This is a genomic window from Candidatus Culexmicrobium sp. (assembly GCF_058356305.1).
The window spans coordinates 1-14,935 of the sequence record NZ_JBTVBB010000029.1 but is presented as its reverse complement, the minus strand read 5'-3'; the positions used below and the strand labels follow the sequence as shown (position 1 = coordinate 14,935).

Annotated in this window: 12 protein-coding genes; 7 read left to right on the top strand and 5 right to left on the bottom strand. The window is 35.0% G+C overall.

Annotated features, from left to right (window positions below):
- Positions 1-55: 55 nt before the first annotated feature.
- Entirely contained in the window at positions 56-1,453 is a 1,398-nt protein-coding gene (locus ACW8TM_RS08080; protein WP_491532784.1) for an amidohydrolase family protein, read from the bottom strand.
- Positions 1,454-1,601: 148 nt separating this feature from the next.
- On the opposite strand from ACW8TM_RS08080, the gene ACW8TM_RS08075 reads away from it, so the two are divergent.
- Positions 1,602-2,867 carry an MFS transporter gene (locus tag ACW8TM_RS08075; RefSeq protein WP_491532783.1) on the top strand — a complete coding sequence of 422 codons (1,266 nt, stop codon included), beginning with the start codon at positions 1,602-1,604 and terminating at the stop codon, positions 2,865-2,867.
- 12 nt (positions 2,868-2,879) lie between these two features.
- Here ACW8TM_RS08075 and ACW8TM_RS08070 read toward each other — a convergent pair whose 3' ends face one another.
- Positions 2,880-4,250 carry a DUF401 family protein gene (locus ACW8TM_RS08070; RefSeq protein WP_491532782.1) on the bottom strand — a complete coding sequence of 457 codons (1,371 nt, stop codon included), beginning with the start codon at positions 4,248-4,250 and terminating at the stop codon, positions 2,880-2,882.
- 110 nt (positions 4,251-4,360) lie between these two features.
- Here ACW8TM_RS08070 and ACW8TM_RS08065 point away from each other — a divergent pair, with 110 nt between their 5' ends.
- Genes ACW8TM_RS08065 through ACW8TM_RS08055 form a run of 3 tightly spaced genes read left to right on the top strand, consistent with a single transcriptional unit; the run spans position 4,361 to position 7,464 of the window.
- A complete protein-coding gene (locus ACW8TM_RS08065) occupies positions 4,361-5,353 on the top strand; it encodes an N-acetylglucosamine kinase (protein ID WP_491532781.1) in 993 nt (330 codons plus the stop codon).
- A complete protein-coding gene (gene murQ, locus ACW8TM_RS08060) occupies positions 5,340-6,305 on the top strand; it encodes an N-acetylmuramic acid 6-phosphate etherase (RefSeq protein WP_491532780.1) in 966 nt (321 codons plus the stop codon). Before ACW8TM_RS08065 ends, murQ begins: the two co-directional genes overlap by 14 nt.
- Positions 6,283-7,464, top strand: a complete 1,182-nt coding sequence (locus tag ACW8TM_RS08055) for an exo-beta-N-acetylmuramidase NamZ family protein (RefSeq protein WP_491532779.1) — start codon at positions 6,283-6,285, stop codon at positions 7,462-7,464. Before murQ ends, ACW8TM_RS08055 begins: the two co-directional genes overlap by 23 nt.
- On the opposite strand, the gene nagZ is transcribed toward ACW8TM_RS08055, so the two are convergent.
- On the bottom strand, positions 7,450-9,042 hold the full coding sequence (gene nagZ / locus ACW8TM_RS08050; RefSeq protein ID WP_491532778.1) for a beta-N-acetylhexosaminidase: 1,593 nt from the start codon (positions 9,040-9,042) through the stop codon (positions 7,450-7,452). The genes ACW8TM_RS08055 and nagZ overlap by 15 nt on opposite strands.
- A gap of 128 nt (positions 9,043-9,170) precedes the next feature.
- Here nagZ and ACW8TM_RS08045 point away from each other — a divergent pair, with 128 nt between their 5' ends.
- Together ACW8TM_RS08045 and ACW8TM_RS08040 are read left to right on the top strand one after the other, a co-directional pair.
- Positions 9,171-10,925, top strand: coding sequence for a S9 family peptidase (locus ACW8TM_RS08045; protein WP_491532777.1), 1,755 nt, complete (start codon positions 9,171-9,173; stop codon positions 10,923-10,925).
- Positions 10,926-10,959: 34 nt separating this feature from the next.
- Positions 10,960-12,165: an anhydro-N-acetylmuramic acid kinase gene (locus tag ACW8TM_RS08040; RefSeq protein ID WP_491532776.1), complete on the top strand. Its 1,206-nt coding sequence runs from the start codon at positions 10,960-10,962 to the stop codon at positions 12,163-12,165.
- A gap of 189 nt (positions 12,166-12,354) precedes the next feature.
- Here ACW8TM_RS08040 and ACW8TM_RS08035 read toward each other — a convergent pair whose 3' ends face one another.
- Positions 12,355-13,689, bottom strand: coding sequence for an Ig-like domain-containing protein (locus ACW8TM_RS08035; RefSeq protein ID WP_491532775.1), 1,335 nt, complete (start codon positions 13,687-13,689; stop codon positions 12,355-12,357).
- A 5-nt stretch (positions 13,690-13,694) separates the two neighbouring features.
- Positions 13,695-14,234 (bottom strand): hypothetical protein, encoded by a 540-nt coding sequence (locus tag ACW8TM_RS08030; RefSeq protein WP_491532774.1) that lies wholly within the window; start codon positions 14,232-14,234, stop codon positions 13,695-13,697.
- Positions 14,235-14,381: 147 nt separating this feature from the next.
- Here ACW8TM_RS08030 and ACW8TM_RS08025 point away from each other — a divergent pair.
- A partial coding sequence (locus tag ACW8TM_RS08025; RefSeq protein ID WP_491532773.1) for a hypothetical protein occupies positions 14,382-14,935 on the top strand: 554 nt, incomplete at its 3' end.

Genomic DNA, 14,935 nt, shown 5'->3' with positions numbered 1-14,935 from the left:
ATAAACCCCTCTCATTAAAAGTGCAACATAAATTATAAAATAATTACTGTTATAGTTAGTTGCCTTTACTATAAATCTTAGTCTTAGATAGATCAATTAAAGAGTATGGAATACCAGTCTTACTAATATTCTCTTCACCATGCTCAGTAGTTAAAATGAAGCCACCACATCCAACTACAATTCCATTAATCATAATAATTTCACCCCTAGCAATACCCATACAAGCTTTACACCTAACAGGATCAATAACAGTTATATCAGCATCAGCACCAACACCAAGATGCCCCTTACTCTCTAAGCCCATAAGTTTAGCTGGATTAAGTGAAAGCTTAATAGCCAACTCAGATAGAGTCAAAGCACCAAACTTAACTAGAAGCATACCCTTCTCAACAGCGACATTTCTTGGAATAGCACCACCATCAGTACTAATAGCATCAATAATAAAATTGCCATTAGAAGCCTTAGCAGTAGCTAAAATTATCTGAGCTTCAGGGTCATTAACTGGGAAGCTCAAACCAATATCAGTTTCAGCCTCCAACCAGTACTCTAAACCCTCCTTTCCAGAGACAAGAATAACTTCACCACCAGCCTTAACCCTCACAGAAGCATATCCATCAAGAATAGCTTGTTTAAGGCCATCATAAGTTTCGGGATATCCTCCAAGCCTTAGACAATTACATGTAACCTTACTAACAGGAACACCATTAACACACCTACCACTAGTACCATTAACAGTTGCAAGATAAGATTCAGAAGCAATATTTCGTCTACCAGATAAATGTCTCAAAGCCCTTAAAGCCTCAACTATTGGATCATCAATTAAACCTCTACAGTAGCTGTTAACATGTGCAATATGCAGTCCATTATCACCTGCAAGTTCAACAGCTTCAATCAAACCATTAATATCACTTCCAGTCTCAGTAGTACCAACATGAAATGCAATATAAACACCTTGCCTATTACACTCCTCAATAATTCTAGCGGTAGTCTCAGGAGTAAAGGGTCTATGACCACCCGTAATCTTAATACCCAAAGCACCCTCACTCACAGCCCTAGAAACAGCCTCTGAAATCTGCTCATCAGATAATTTTTCACCAGAAAGGGGATAATAACTCCGAATATTAGTCAGAAAAGCAACATTCAATCCAGCTCCATAAACCCTAATGTCATCTACAATTCTCTCCACCCTAGAGCCAAAGTCAAAGGCAGTTATAACACCAGCTTTAGCCATCATCCTATGCCCAAGTCCACGAATATGAACATGAGTGTCAATAACACCAGGGAAAACAATTTTACCCTCAACATTAACTATCGATTCAGCCTTTCTAGCATCTAATTCATCAGCAACCTCAGCTATTTTTCCATCCCTAATAGCAATATCTAGAACCTCTTCAACTCCATTCTTTGGATCAACAACTAATCCACCTTTAAGAAGTAAATCATAACACACCATAATCCAGACCCCCATAAACAACATAACTTAGAGAAACCTAATATAAAAGTTGTAATTAGACCAAATCAAAAAAATAATCAATTAGAAAACAATAAAAGACCAGTCAAACAAATAATATAAAATCTACAAAAACAGTGGTGCACTTGAAATGCAAGGTGAAACACCAGAACTAATCAGCATTGATAGAAGTAAGTTCACATTAAAAGACATAAAAGTATGGAGAGAAATATTGAAAGGAAATTTTCTAGTACTACTATCAAGCTGGATTGTCTGGCGCTTCTCAATGAGGCTAGCTCAACCATATAGATCACCCTTCATAATTGAAGTTCTAGGTGGAAGTGCAACCATAATAGGCTTAATGTCATCAGTCTCATCAATAATTAGATTCCTAATATTCATACCAGGAGGATACATAGCAGACAAAGGGGGTAGAAAAAAGATAATTTCAATAATGACATTCTTCATGGCATCATCATATCTATTCTACGTATTCGCAGCAGACTGGAAATGGGCATTCATGGCAGTAATAATATCAGCAATAGCTGGAATCTACATGCCAGCCCTAAGAGCAATGACTGCAGATTCACTAAAACCAGAATATAGAGGAATAGGATTCACACTACAAAGCTATCTACCAAGCATACCAGCCATATTCTCTCCAACCATAGGAGCACTACTAATCCAGACATACGGCTTCAACACAGGGGTAAGACTAGCCTTCACACTCCAATTTATTAGTGGAATGACAGCAGCTACAATAAGAATATTATTCCTAAAGGAAACCCTAAAAGTCAAACAACAGGAAGAAACATCAATCAACATGGCCATGAAAGACCTATTCAAAACATTAAAAGAAATACCAAAGGAAATATGGTGTATATTAATAGCATCATTCATAGGAAGACTAGGACAAACAGTGGGACAATATAGAATATTATACTATACACAGGTGAAAGGACTAGATATTTTTTCATGGGGACTAATACTAACAATCTCAAGTGCATTCTCAATAATACTTGGAATAACAATAGGATACCTAATAGACAAGTACGGGAAAAGAAGAATGAGCATAATACTATCAATAGCCTTCATAATATCAACCCTACTATTCATAAATGCTAACAATTTCTACACCTTCCTATTAGCAATAATATCAATAACAGTAACTAGAAGTGGAATATCAGCAGGACTGAGGACATTACAAGCAGACCTAACACCAAGAAGACTAAGAGGAAGAATAAACGCCGTAGGATTAATGCTAAGCCAACTAATACTAATCCCAATAGGATATATAGCAGGCGCAGGATATGAAGTAAACCCAATTACACCATTCACAATAGACATTATATTCTCAATAATCACCCTGACAATGTTAATTACAATAATAAGAGAACCAGAAAAAGTATACTTCTAAACTACAATTCAATTAAGATAAAGTCAAACCCTCAGACAACCTATAACTTAAAACTGTTTGTAAAATGAAACTCTCCACCAATACATTGAAAAAACCGACAATATACTCAAAAACCTTAAAGATCACAGCAAAATATGAAGCTTTGAAACAATTAAACAAATCAATTAAAAACCATAAAATAAAGCCACCTAAAATATAAACCGAAATAATGACACTTAAAAGCGTAATAAAAGTAGCAATAAGTAATCTAGGATAAATGTCAAGCATTCTCACTTTAAAATAATTTGACGATGAAATAAAACTTGAATAGAAAGGAGAAACAAGACACCCAAACGAGGTGAAAGCATAAATTAAGCTAACAATCCAAGCAGGAAGAAAACCATTAATTGAAAAAATTATGCAAAAAGAAAAAGTCAAAGCCGCAATAGGAGAACCTAATAGGAAACCAAGGATAAAAGGAAAAACTGTATAGACAATAAATCCAGGAACATCAAAACTCAAAAACATAATCCACCTCGAAACACTAGAGAGACTTAAAACCACTCTAAACAACATAGCGGCAACAGAAAACAATGCAATCTTATAAAAATGGCTCTTCCAAATAGCGGACAATAGAATTGAAACCCTAAATCCAGAAGAAAACAAAATCATTAAGATTCCAATTAAAATTGAAACAGCAATTCCAAAAGCAAATCTAGCAAAAAAGGCAACTATAATTGAAGCCAACAAGGGAGAAAAGAAATCTATAAAAAAATTTATTTTTTCTCTTCTACCATAAACATCCAAAACTCCATCCCTACACCCCCTCAAACCCAAAAAATATCCAAGAATTAAAGCAATAAAAAAGGATGGAAACAAGTAATAAACAATCTCAAAAACAGAAACACCAGTAAGAAGAGAAGCATAGACAATTAATACCCCAAGAGGAAAGATAAGGGAAACACTATGACTAAACCATAAATTAACAAAATTCTTAACCACTCTACTAACACCTAAACGTTTACCTTCAATACCAATGATGGAGGCAGAAAGTAAAACACCACCAAGAGTTGGAAGCAAGCCAAAAATAACTGGAACAAGCATCATGACATGCTTACCATTCCTAGTTAAACCCATCAAACACTCAACCAAGCCATCCAAAAAACCAGATTCTTGATAATAAAAGCCAAAAATAGTGATCAAAGAAACAGTTAATACCAGCTCCAACATCCTCAAATAAAAATCAACATTAAACAAAGCATCCATGAGGACATGTAAAGGAACAGTAAGAACAGTTAATATAAAGGTTGAAGTAAAAATTGAAGTAACCAGGTTAACCCTAAAAAGAAGTAAAATAAAAAGCACAACAAAAGCGAGCAACACTGCAATTAACTCAATAGACATTTCAAACACGTCCAATCAAAATAGTTCAGATTAATTAAAATATAAGGGAAAACTAAAAACGTTACGTATAACTTTACCAATAAATAAATCAGAAGCAACGAGGGGCGATAATGGAATACATTGTTGGAGTAGATGGAGGTGGAAGAAAAACAATAGCAGCAATATCAACATTAAAAGGAGAAATAATGGGAATTGGAAAGGCAGGATCAACAAACATAAACATAACTGATAGAAACACAGTAGCAATACAACTTGAAAAAGCCATAAAAAATGCAATTAAAATTAGCAGAGTAGATGGAAAAGCGTTAATTACAGTACTCGGAATCGCAGGAACAGAGAGAAAGAGATGCTCAAAAATAATAAGGGAAATCTGTAAAGAAATGAAAATTACTGAAAAAATAGTAATAGTTTCAGACGCCATGATAGCCTTAACTGCAGCTACAAAAATGAAGCCAGGAGTAATAATAATATCGGGAACAGGATCGATAGCCCTTGGAATAAATAGAGAAAGAAAAATTGCACGTGCAGGAGGATGGGGATATCTACTAGACGATGAAGGCAGTGGCTACTGGATAGGATTAAAGGCATTAAGAGAAGTAATGAAAGCCCATGATGGAAGAGGGAAAACAACCATACTAACAAGTATGATACTAGAAAAATTTAATATTGAAAATCCAAGCCAACTAGTAGACATAGCCTATGGAAGGAAAATAACAATAGCAGAAATAGCATCAATAGCAGAAATAGTCTCAAAATGTGCATCACTAGGAGACAAAATAGCCATAGGAATACTGAGAGAAGCAGGAGAAAATTTAGCTGAAATGATATACACAGTAATAAAGAAACTAGGAATAGAAAAGGAGGAAATTCCTATATACTACTCGGGAGGAGTATTTGAAGCTGGAGACTACATTATAAAACCAATAGAAGAAAGATTAAGAGAAAAAAAGATAAAAGCAAAACTAGAAAAACCAATCCTAAAACCAGTAACAGGAGCATTAATGCTAGCCCTAAACTATCTAGGAATAGAAGTTAAAGGAGAAGTAGAGGAAAAGTTAATAGAAACAGCTAGAAAATGGGGTTTAATAAATGAGGAAAATTAAAGGAGACAAGAAAGTCTTCCAAGAACTACTAAAAATAGAAACAGAAAAAACAAGCAAAAAATTCGAAAAAATAAGTGAACTATCAATCATCGAAATACTAAAAGTAATAAATGAAGAAGACAAAAAAATTGCATACGCAATTGAAAAAGAAATACCAAAAATAGCTGAAGCAGTGGAAGTAATAGTCAATGCAATAAAAAAGGGTGGAAAGTGGATCTATGTAGGTGCAGGAACAAGTGGAAGACTAGGAGTAATAGACGTTGCAGAGCTACTTCCAACCTATAATGTTGGGCCGGAAACTGCAGATGCAATAATAGCAGGCGGACCAGGAGCAATGTTCAGACCAATAGAAGGAGCAGAGGACGATGAAGAAATGGCTATAAGAGAATTAAAGGCAAGAAGAATAACCAGCAAAGACGTAGTAATAGGAATTTCAGCAAGTGGTAGAACACCATTCGTAATAGCAGCCCTAAAATACGCTAAAACTCTAGGGGCAAAGACAATAGCAATAACAAGTACATGCAACTCACCCATAACAAGACATGCAGATACAATAATATGCCCAAAAACAGGACCAGAAGTAATAACTGGCTCAACAAGAATGAAAGCGGCAACAGCACAAAAAATGATCCTAACAATGCTAAGTACAACAGTAATGATTAAACTTGGAAAGGTACATGGAAGCCTAATGGTATCCCTAGAACCAGTAAGTAAAAAGCTGATTGAAAGAGCAAAGCGAATCATAATGATGGAAGCAGATGTAAATTATGAAGAAGCATCAAGACTACTAGAAGAAGCCCATGGAAACGTAACAGTAGCAATAGTAATGGCAAAAGCAAAAGTAACCAAGCAACAAGCAGAAACACTCTTAAGAATGGCAAACAACATACCCACAAAAGCAATTAAACTAGCCGAGGAGCTGAGAAAAAGTGAAGAGAAAAACAAAAGTTAAAACAGGACTAGACATCCTAGTAAAAGAAGACTTCAGAAGAATTAGAGGATTAAAAATTGGAATAGTGGCAAATCAAACATCAGTCACAAGCGAATTAACACACATAGTAGACGAGGCAAAAAGAAAAGGGAGATGCCGAGTAGAAATAGTATTCTCACCTGAGCATGGATTCACAGGAGAAAAACCAGACACATATAAAATAAAGGGAATAATCCACAACGATGAGTATGACGTAGATATCTTCAGTCTATATGGAGAAACCTACGAACCACCAAAAGAGATACTTGAAGAATTAGATGCATTAATCTTCGACCTACAAGACGTCGGCGTAAGATGGTACACTTACATCTCAACCCTATACTACTGCATCAAAGCATGCGGCAAAGCTAAGAAGCCAATTTACGTGCTAGACAGACCAAATCCATTAAATGGAGAAGTAATTGAAGGACCAATACTAAAACCAGAATTCAAATCCTTCGTAGGAATAGCTGAAATACCAGTTAGATATGGAATGACCATAGGTGAACTAGCACTACTATTAAATGAAAAATATTATCTAAAAGCCCAACTACAAGTAGTTTCAATGGAAAACTGGAAGAGAGACTACTGGTTTGAAGACACAAATCTAATATGGATACCAACATCCCCAAACATTCCAACACCAGAAACAGCTATAACATATGTGGGAACAACATTAATTGAAGGAACAAACATATCTGAGGGAAGAGGAACATCAAACCCATTCAAAGTAATAGGTGCCCCATGGATTAAAGCTAAAAAACTAGCTGAAAAATTAAATAAAGAAGGTTTAAGTGGAGTAAAATTTAGACCAATCTACTTCATCCCATACACTTCAAAATATAAAAACCAAGTATGTGGAGGAATACAAATCCACATAACCGACAAAGATGATTTAAAACCATTCGAAATTGGAATACACATTCTAAGTACAGTTAAGAAAATGTATCCAGAAAAATTTGAATGGATAAAAAGCATAAAAGATGGAGAAGAAAAATACTTCATAGACCACCTGGCAGGAACAAGTAAACTTAGAGAAATGATAGATGAAGGAGAAAATCCATGGCAAATACTAGACGAGCTGGAAAAAGACTTGGATATATATGCAATTGAGAGAGAAAAACACTTAATCTACACTTAAAGGAGCCCTACTGAAAAGCCCATCAATATTCACAGGCAAACCACCCCTAAAACTCAATTCACCAAATAAAGCCCTAATCAAAAATCTAAGCTGAACATCATTCAAACCATAAGTCGCAATATAACATTTGACTTCAGGAAAAGCCAATATGTCATAGGGATCCCTAGAAGCAACAACAATTAAATCACCTACATCCATAAGCCTTCTAACCAACTCCACTTGACCCCTATTCGACAATGCATTATAAGTGAAAACCAAGTTAACTTCACAGCCCCTTAAACCATCAAAAACATAGTTAATAGTTTCATTAGAAGGATCAGTCTCATACATAAAAACTCTAATATCACTACAAAAATTGCTGAGAATCTTATTAAGCCATAGAGAAAAATTATCAAAACTAAGAAATCTTTCAACAACAATCTTAGGAAAAACTACTCCAATAGAAGTCAAGTCACCATCTAACGGAATAACATTATCATTTTTAACCAAAGTAATTGAAGACATATAAACATTAGAAATCAAATTCCTATGCTCTCGACAGCCAACAACCAATAAGTGCTCAGGTTTAAACTTGTATGAGTAAAGATTAAACTTCCTCCTAAACTTTTCAAGTCTCAAATAAATATCCATCAACCTATCTCTACTAATCTCTCCACTCCTCACACCTCTAGCGATTTCATCCTTAAGAGAAAGCATTAAGTCATAATTAGAACAAGGAAGAAGCAAATCAACCCCAGCATTCAATGCCAAAACAGCAATTTCACGAGGACTAAAACGATCATATATAGCCTTCATCTCTAGGGCATCAGTCATAACAAGGCCATTAAATTTAAGGCAATCCCTCAACAAGCCAGTTATAATAGTTTTAGAAAGAGTTGCAGGAAGGCCGGAATCATCAATTTGAGGATAAGCTATATGAGCAGTCATAATAGCTGAAACATCAGCATCAATAGCAGCCCTAAATGGAATAAGCTCCCTCCTCAACATAGTATCTAAATCTAAATTCAATACAGGTAAATTAAGATGAGAATCAACCAAAGTGTCACCATGACCTGGAAAATGCTTTGCAACCGCCATAATACCATTAGATTGAAGAGACTCAATGTAAATCTCACAAAATCTTGCAACCTCCAATGGATCGTCACCAAAAGATCTAACACCAATTATAGGGTTAAGAGGATTAGAATTTACATCAACAACAGGTGCTAAATTAACATTTATACCCATAGCTTTAAGCTCTTTAGCAGCGATTTCAGCAACAATTCTAGCATTCTCAACCCGCCTAGTAGCTGAAATAGCCATGGCACTAGGAATAGGTGTAACACCGCTACTAATTCTAATTACAATTCCACCCTCATAGTCAATTGAAACAAAAAGTGGAGGTAAACCAATCTCCTTAGCATAAGTTTGAAAGTCACTAACTAGCTCACCAACTTGACATGGACTAACAACATTCCTTCTGAACAATATAATTCCAGAAGGCTTTAAAGTCTTAAGCAAATCTTTATGCTCACTATTAAACTCAGTACCCCTAAAGCCAATCATAAGTAACTGACCAGAAAGGAAATCTAAATCCAATCAAGTCACCCAACCCATAATTTCATCTTAACAATCCTATTTGAAAACGAACTATAAATAATCATTATTGTAAATCAGCATTAAGAAACTTAATAACAACTACAACACTAATTATACTTGGGAAAATTATGTCAACAAGCATCATAGATAAATTGAAAAATATAGAAGAATTAATTAAACTACCATTATATGGAGTTGAAGGAGTAACACATGACAAATTAATATACATGTCAACAAAAGAGGGTATAAGAGACCTATGGACACTAGATCTAAAAACCAATAAGACATTAAGACTAACAAAGAAGGGAATAAGCGGAGTTGCAGACATTAAATCCAAATCTCCACAAGTAATCTATATTAGAGATGTAAGTGGAGGAAAAGAGTTACATCAAGTATTCTCGATAAATGTAAATAATTTAGAAGAGAAAACAATCATAGACTTTAAACCCAGAAGAATCTTTGGAATATCATTTGATGGAGAAAAAATAGCTCTCAGCTGTGCAGGTGAAAAAGAAGTAGAAATCTATACAGCCGAACTAAACGGGAGATATGAGAAAGTTTATGGAATAAAAGCCTTAACTATAGTTTCAAGTATCAGTAAAAATTTAATCGCCGGATATGGTTCATTTAAGGATCCAAAAACCTTTGAAATATTCATATATGATCTTAAAGACGGAAAATTCAAGATATACACTCCAAAGGAAGGGGCAACATGTAAGCCGCCAAGAATATTTAATGGAAAAATATTATTCTCAACAAACGCCTTTAGAGAAGAAAAACTAGTAATATACGATTATTATGAAGATAAGCTAAGGGAAATAGAACTGCCAAGCCAAGACTATAAGAAGTATAAGTTTGCAGAATACATAAACTATGACTGGACTGAAGATGGAAGAATATGGTTCATAGGTGAAATCAACGGTAGAACAAAACTATTCATAGATGGAAAGGAGGTAAAACTCCCCGAAGGAACTACAAGTAATGCCTACATATATAGAAAACAAGTCTATGTTACATGGTCATCCGCAAAAACACCCACAAGAATATTAAAGGTAAATCTAGTAAATGGTAAGATTGAAGAAATTCTAGGAGCAAAGATTCCAGAGCACATTTCAAAATGCTTTGGAGACATAAAATTCACCAAATATAAAAGCTTCGATGGACTAGAAATTCCAATGTACATATTTGAAAGCAAAGTAGTGTCGAAGCCAGGGCCAACAATAATATATGTACATGGAGGCCCGTGGGCTGAAGTAAATGATTCATGGAATAGAACCATAAGCTCACTTCTAGTGTCAGGATACCATGTACTAGCCCCAAACTTTAGGGGGTCAACTGGATATGGAGAAGAATTTAGAAGACTAGACATAGGTGATCCAGGTGGAGGAGACTTAATGGACATTGTCTATGCAAGGAAATATGCAATTGAAAATGGAATAGCAGATGAAGATAAAATTGCGATAATGGGCTACAGCTATGGCGGCTTCATGACCTATCTAGCAACAGTTAAATATCCTGATTTATGGAAATGTGGAGTAGCAGGAGCAGGAATAGTAGACTGGGAGGAAATGTATTATTTAAGCGACTCCATATTCAAAAAATTCATAGAAATACTATTTGCAGGCAAAAAGGAACTCTGGAAGGATAGATCAGCAATAAACTTTATAGAAAAACTGAAAGCTCCAATATGTATAATACATCCACAAAACGATACAAGGACACCGCTAAAACCAGTACTAAAATACTGCATGAAACTACTAGAAAATGAGAAAACCTTTGAAGCTCACATAGCACCAGACATGGGACATGTAATATTAAAAGTGGAAGACGCATTGAAAATATTGTTCCCAGCAATAATATTCCTAGAGAAATATCTAAAGTAAAATAAATCCAATAAATATTCATTTGAGGAAAAGCATGAATCCAATTAGAAAACTAGCAAAACTACAGGAAAAGGAAAGTCTAAAGGCAATAGGATTAATGTCAGGTACATCAGTAGATGGAGTATCAACAATACTAACTGAAATAAAGGGAAACTGGTTAAACACAAAATTCAAGATAATATCACATAAAACATATCCATATCCAAAGGAAATTAGAAAGAGAATATTTGAACTATTCAATCCTAAAACAAGTACAGTTGAAAAAATATGTTTAATGAACTTTGTCATAGGCAAAATATTTGCAGAAGCAGCAATAAGAATAGCTGAAGAAAGCAATATAGATATAAGTGAAATAGACTTCATAGCAAGCCATGGACAAACAATATATCATCAACCAAAGAAGACAAGAGTAGGGAGATATGAAGTAAAATCAACTCTACAGATAGGGGAGCCATCAATAATAGCTGAAGAGACAGGGATACTTACAATAGCTGACTTCAGACCTAAAGACATGGCGGTAAATGGTGAAGGAGCACCACTATCAGCATATGCAGACTACATAATCTTTAGAAGTAAAGAAATTTCGAGGGCAATTCAAAACATAGGAGGAATAGCAAATGTAACATACATACCTAAAAATGCAACAATAAACAACGTAATAGCCTTCGACACTGGACCTGGAAACATACTCATAGACTACTTCACCAACTATATAACTAAAGGAAAGTTAAACTACGATCCAAATGGAGAAATCGCAGCCAAGGGAAAAATCTCAGAGAAACTATTAGAATGGCTAATGCAACACCCATACTTAAGAAGAAACCCACCAAAAACAACTGGAAGAGAAGAGTTTGGAATAAAATTTGCAGAAAAAATACTTGAAAAAGCAAGAAAATTAAAAGTAGAAAATGAGGACTTAATTGCAACACTAACCAAATACACTGCCAGAACAATAGCTGAAAGCTACAAAAAGTATCTCCCAGAAATACCTGAAGAAGTAATTATAGGTGGAGGAGGAGCATACAATAAAACGTTGATAAAAATGCTAAAAGAAGAACTAAGAGAAGTAAAAATAAGATTCCACGAAGAATTTGGAATACCTACACAAGCAAAAGAGCCACTATTAATGGTAATATTAGCAAATGAAGTAATTCATGGCCACTTCAACAACATGCCAAATGCAACAGGAGCATCCAGAAAAGTAATCATGGGGAAAATAGTCCTAGGAAAATACTATTAATCTAAATCCTCAAGCAGTAGCTGAAACAATATTAGTTAACCCTACATTCAACATATGATGTTCATAATTAATCTTACAAGCATAATTCAACCATCATATATAGTAGAAAACGCCACTCCATTTCAACTAACACTATGAAGACATTCAACTAAATTAAGTAAGAGATTAGATGTATAATGCATTGCCATACTAGTATTCTCGCCTCCTATAATACAACACTAGCACTATGGCCACCACTATAATCAATAGCAATACAATGTAAACTAAATATTGCATAATTGGTGGAGGTGGAGGCGGTGGTGGAGATACAAACACTAATACTTCAACAGACCTAACACCCTCAGCCTCAGCTTGAAGCACATAGGTTCCAGCCTTGTCAAATACTACACTGAAGAATGTCTTACCATTCACATTAGTTCTATTTAATGCATAAAGCGTATCATTAACATAAAGCTTTACCAGTACATCAGCCATAGGCTTATTAAACTGGTCAAGCACACGTACACTAACCTTAACTGAACCACCAACTAAAACTTCAATTTTATCAACATTAATGTCAACTATCGTTACTTTAGGCTTAAGTGGTGGAGGAGGACGAACAACTACATAAACACTATCAGATTTAACTGTATCAGCCCTAGCATAGAATTCATAGGTTCCCTTCTCCCTTAAAGTAACAATGAAAGTAGCCACACCCTCATTAGAAGTTTTAGCTGAAGTGTAATAGGAGCCATTAATATACAAGTCAACCTGAACATTAGCCATAATATCACCATACTGATCATAAACAACAGCAGAAAGCAGTACACTTCCACCAGCATCAATCTCAGTTACATTAGCACTCAATTCTATACGTGTGACCCTTGACGGAGCCCTATAAACATAAATCGTAACAATACTAGACTTAACTGTATCAGCCTTAGCATAAACATCATAATAGCCAGGCACATCAAAGGTGACAGTGAAAATTGCTTTACCATTAGAGGCAGTCAACTTAGAAGCGATAAGGTTATTCTCAACATAGAGGTAGACGCGCTGATTAGCCATAGGTTCATCATTAGTATCCAAAACAGTAACAATAAACGTCACTGAACCACCAACCTCAACCTCAGTCCTATCAGCAGAAATCAAAACTCTACCAACCTCAGGAGGTGGAGGTGCCTTCTCAACGTTAAAAGTAGTAGAAGCTGAAGCTCCAGTAGAAGAATCAGTAACTATAACAGTATAACTGCCAGTAGACCAAGTAGTTGGAAGCTTAAACTTAAAAGTGGCAGTTCCAGTAGAAGAAGCAATAGTTTCATCTACATATGCAGGAGTGCCAGCTGGATCATTAACCTGTAAGTTTACATGTCCATTAGGAGTAGCACCACTAACACTAACAGTAACCAAGTCACCTAGATAATAAGTATCCTTATCAGTATCAACAGATAACGTTGCAAATGATATTGGAATAAAAGAAGAATAAAGCACTAACAGAATTAATGGAATAGTAATTATCACTTCTCTAAGATAACTCCGACCCATCGCCATCAGCCTTCAACTCTAAATGTAATTTCCAAACCACTATTGTATGCTAAGGTTACACCACCCTTATCTAGCCAGTTACTCCAAACCATAACTTTAACCGTATAATCGCCAAATGGAGCAGTATCAGGAATCCTAAAGCCAACACCATAAGATCTACTCTCACCTGGAGGAAGCTCAGCCACTACAAAGCCAAGATATACAGGTTCATAGTCATGGACAAATTGTAAAAGCACTAGAAATCTAGTCGGAACACCGAAATAATAGGTTTCAGTATTAAAGTAATACTGCAAAGCCATTTCAATAGTTACATTGACAAGGACAATTTCCCCTCTCTTAAAGGTATTTTTGGGGTTGCCATTTTGATCAGCTGTGAAGGCATTTTGGATGTATAGAGGGTAATCTTGTGATGGAGCAATATAGGTTGCTAGAGAAAATATATAGCTGACTATAATCCCCCCAATCAATAATGTTATCGCTACAACTGCCAATAGAGTTTTAAAATCGACAGTTATAACGATAACATCATTATCATCACTAGGCAACTAGTTCACCGAAAATTCTATATTAATGAAACTATTTAAAGATTTTTTCATGATAATCATTTAAATTAAAATCTTACATATTTAATCAAGATAAAATTAACATATTTTCAGTGAACTCTTATTACTAGAAGAGAAAAGGTGGAATCATTGAAGAGTAAAACGGTGAACACAGCAATTCTTGCATGTCAAACAATATTAACAATTATAATGTTACTTCACCTATTTAGGGTAAATTACTATCCCACGGTACATAGAATAACTTTAACAAGAAATTTTCAGGTGGAATGGTCTAGAGAAATCTTGCTCATCATACAAATATTATCAACCATGCTGCTTATTCAATCAGCTTTACCGTCAAAGAGAAAATTAATTCTAATGTCAACATTAATTATGAGTTTAAGTGTAGCTTATACTCTAACTGGTATAGGGGAAGTAATTGTTGCATTATCAGTAATGTCAGCTATAATCTTAATTAAAAGCCAGATAGTACAAATCAGTAATACCATAACAATAATGTTAGCTATATTAGTTATTCTCGAAGCATTATCATTAATATACTGGACAGCACTACCCTTAGCCTCACTAAGCCCCCTATATGGAATAGCAAAACTTGAAGAAGCATTATATTATATATTCACAGTAACTGTGCCACCATTAATGCTAATGGCTTTATTGGCATGGATAATAAAGCCAATACTAAT